The sequence below is a fragment of the Candidatus Marinimicrobia bacterium CG08_land_8_20_14_0_20_45_22 genome (assembly GCA_002774355.1).
Taxonomy (GTDB): Bacteria; Fidelibacterota; UBA2242; order UBA2242; family UBA2242; genus 0-14-0-20-45-22.
In genome coordinates, this window is record PEYN01000013.1 from 1 (window position 1) to 2842 (window position 2842).

At 38.3% G+C, this 2842-nt stretch carries 4 protein-coding genes; all 4 read right to left on the reverse strand.

The genetic code is table 11. The features are described from left to right. Positions 1–282: 282 nt before the first annotated feature. On the reverse strand, positions 283–546 hold the full coding sequence (cas2, locus tag COT43_00755) for a CRISPR-associated endonuclease Cas2 (protein ID PIS30900.1): 264 nt from the start codon (positions 544–546) through the stop codon (positions 283–285). A gap of 10 nt (positions 547–556) precedes the next feature. Beyond that, positions 557–1555, reverse strand: coding sequence for a subtype I-B CRISPR-associated endonuclease Cas1 (locus COT43_00760; GenBank protein PIS30901.1), 999 nt, complete (start codon positions 1553–1555; stop codon positions 557–559). Positions 1556–1683: 128 nt separating this feature from the next. Further along, entirely contained in the window at positions 1684–2487 is an 804-nt protein-coding gene (locus tag COT43_00765; protein PIS30902.1) for a hypothetical protein, read from the reverse strand. Beyond that, complete coding sequence (locus tag COT43_00770) at positions 2480–2833, reverse strand: hypothetical protein (GenBank protein PIS30903.1); 354 nt, start codon at positions 2831–2833, stop codon at positions 2480–2482. Before COT43_00770 ends, COT43_00765 begins: the two co-directional genes overlap by 8 nt. Positions 2834–2842 lie beyond the last annotated feature (9 nt).

Sequence of the window (2842 nt, forward strand, 5' to 3'; positions counted from 1 at the left end):
ATTAAAACTATTGGAAACATTGGATTTTCGAGCGCCTTTATATAGTTTCAATTCCACGATTGGTCTGATTAAAACAGTCAATATCATCATTTTACAAAGATCACTTGTCAAAGATCATTCATTTTATACACATTTTCAAGGAATTTTGCAGTAAATCAGCGAGGAGAAGAAACATTATCTACGGTTCACTGCTGATTCTATTTGGTTTCCATTGAGAAAGATCGTCACATTTAACTTACTGATCGACGGATTTAAAACATAATTCATTTTACGACTAAGGTTTTAGATGAAATTTCCAACCTGAGATTTTTCGATTCCGACAATTTGCTTGGAACGATAACTCCTTTCGCCGAGTTCGAAAATAATGATACTGTCTGCCTCCTTTTTGATCCGTTTCTTCAACCCGGCAATCACTTCGGCCAGTGTTCCTTCGGTCAACTCACCTTCGAAGACCGAGTTTTGGATCCAAAAAAGGTACTTCTTTAAAAACTTATGAATTTTTCCCACTCGCTTTTGTCCGACGTCATAAACGAAGATGTAATACACTGAGTTCTCCTCACCACCATACGTGAAGCGGTTTGTACTCTTTCTCTTTCAACAGATTTTTGATCAACTTATAAAGTTCAAGTTTGATTAGTTGTTTATAACTGACCGATCGATTCAATTGCCGGTGTTTGATTGTCGTTCTTAGCCGCTCATCCCACTCTTTGAGAAACACCTTCCGCCCTTTTTCATTCAGGTAACAAAAATTCAAATCCCGGTCGAAATCATCCAACTTTATCATCTTCAGATTGATAAGGCGAAAAATCAGTTTATCGACGAGAAACGGTTTAAATATTTCTGCAACATCTAAAGATAATGAATAACGCCTGACACCCGGCTCATGCAAATAACTAATTGTCGGATTCAGCTGCGTATGATAGATTTCACCTAGAGTCGTCGTGTACATCAACGAATTTCCAAATGAAATCAACGCATTCAGAGAATTTTCCGGAGGACGTTTACTGCGTTTGTCAAAAGGTTCTTCCCAGTTTAGCAAAAAATCCCATGCATCGTAGTAAATCTTGCGTCCCTGCGCCTCGATTACCATTAGGTGATTGACATTCCGGGCAGTATCGATATCCGATTTCAATTGCTCAATCTTTTGAATTGAGTGAAACACCCTATCCGGATGTTCTTTAAGATTCAGCAAGATGTGGAAAAACGCCGACTCTATGATTTTCTTCGCAATCTTCAGGCGTTCATCCGGATCAAGATAGGCTTTCACTTGATTGACCAATAGCTCGCCTGCGACTAATTTCTCACGCGGATAAAAACTGCCAGTATAAAAGCCGTAGTAATTGAATTGGTGCAGGACTATTCCATGCTCCGAAAGAAAGTTGAAAAAATTTGAGTTGTAATCATTCTGTCCAAAACAATAGAGCGATTCGACGGTCTCGATCGGAATCGGTTTGCGAACTGCTGGTTCGTTTTCGGTTTCAGTTTTATCAAAAAAAATGGTGTTGTCTTTACGACTCAGACGGCCATCGTTGAGAATGTAGAATGGTCTTTTCATGGATGGTTATTTGCTGATAGGTTGTTATTTCGATTTTTAGACGCAGATCCGTTATGATTACTTATGATAATGATTTTTATTTTTCTTTTCATAACTAATCGGCGTTAATTCCCTTTTCTCTTCTCATATTAAATAATTTCTCGAATTATTCCTTTATAAAGCTTTCCTGTAATACCTTTTCCTTCGCAACCAGGAGTATAAATCTGTGAAAAATGAATTTTTATTGGTTGACTATTTTCTTTCTGCTCGATTTTATAGTATGGCTCAAGAGTTCCTTTATTAATATGATTACTCGTAACATAATGGGCACTTTTTCCATCAACATTAATCTCATTTTTTGTGGAATCAGAAACATTCCATTTATCCGGTTTTAAATCCTTAATGTTTGCTAAACGCAATAATCCCAATCCATAGGTTCTTTCGCCACCGACCTGAAGAGTCAAACCGCCTTTTAAATAATCTGCAATGACCTTGCTATTATCTCCATCCAAATCCATTAAAAGAATTCCTTTCCAAAAAAGGTCACCCGAGTTCGTTTTGGATTTCTGAAGCAGGATTTCGATCTCATGCAGGGTTTTCTCCTTTGCGGATTGAGTCTCCGCCAGAATCGCGGTGGACATAATGGTGTCGGTGAATTCGTAACGAAATTGCCTTTCCGTATAATTGCCAAAACAGAGTTCACCGTTTCGGTAATTGGGGAAAAGAATCTCGCTACCAATAACCGGGTAGAAATTCGAGATTTCCTGAAACGGATCGAGATTCAGCTCTGATTCACTTTTTCCTAAAAAACGGCCCAGTCCCGCCGTTAATGCACCCCACATGGTATAGCCGGGAATAAACAGGCGAGTCGGCGCCATCACCCCGTAACTACCCATGCCGATATGCAATGGCTGGATAGGCTCAAAGGTCAATTCATACCATTGTTTACTCATTATCTTTCTCCAGGGCTTTGAGATGATAGCGGGTGTAGGTCAGGATTCTTTCGAGTATATCCTTGAAGAACAGCAGATCAGGAAGATTTTGGGACAGTTTCTGGAAAAAGTCGTTATTGAAATCCTCCCCATATTTTTTAAAAAAGTCCTTTAAATCCCTCAAGTGATTTTTAATTACTTCATCCCAGATTTTTTTACTTATACAAAAAACATAAAAAGCATAGACGCCGTCATTGGCCAGAACACCAAAAGCTTTTTCTAAGTTATTTTTTTTCTTTTTATCGGTTTTAACTGAGTCTGCCAGGTCAAAACTGATTTTGTTGATTGTAGAATCTAAATTCGTCATAATTACCTC

What these genes read in the sequence shown, in the direction of transcription:
- COT43_00760 (PIS30901.1), bottom strand. Translation starts at nt 1,555, where the DNA reads ATGAAAAGACCATTCTACATTCTCAACGATGGCCGTCTGAGTCGTAAA.
- COT43_00765 (PIS30902.1), bottom strand. Translation starts at nt 2,487, where the DNA reads ATGAGTAAACAATGGTATGAATTGACCTTTGAGCCTATCCAGCCATTG.
- COT43_00770 (PIS30903.1), bottom strand. Translation starts at nt 2,833, where the DNA reads ATGACGAATTTAGATTCTACAATCAACAAAATCAGTTTTGACCTGGCA.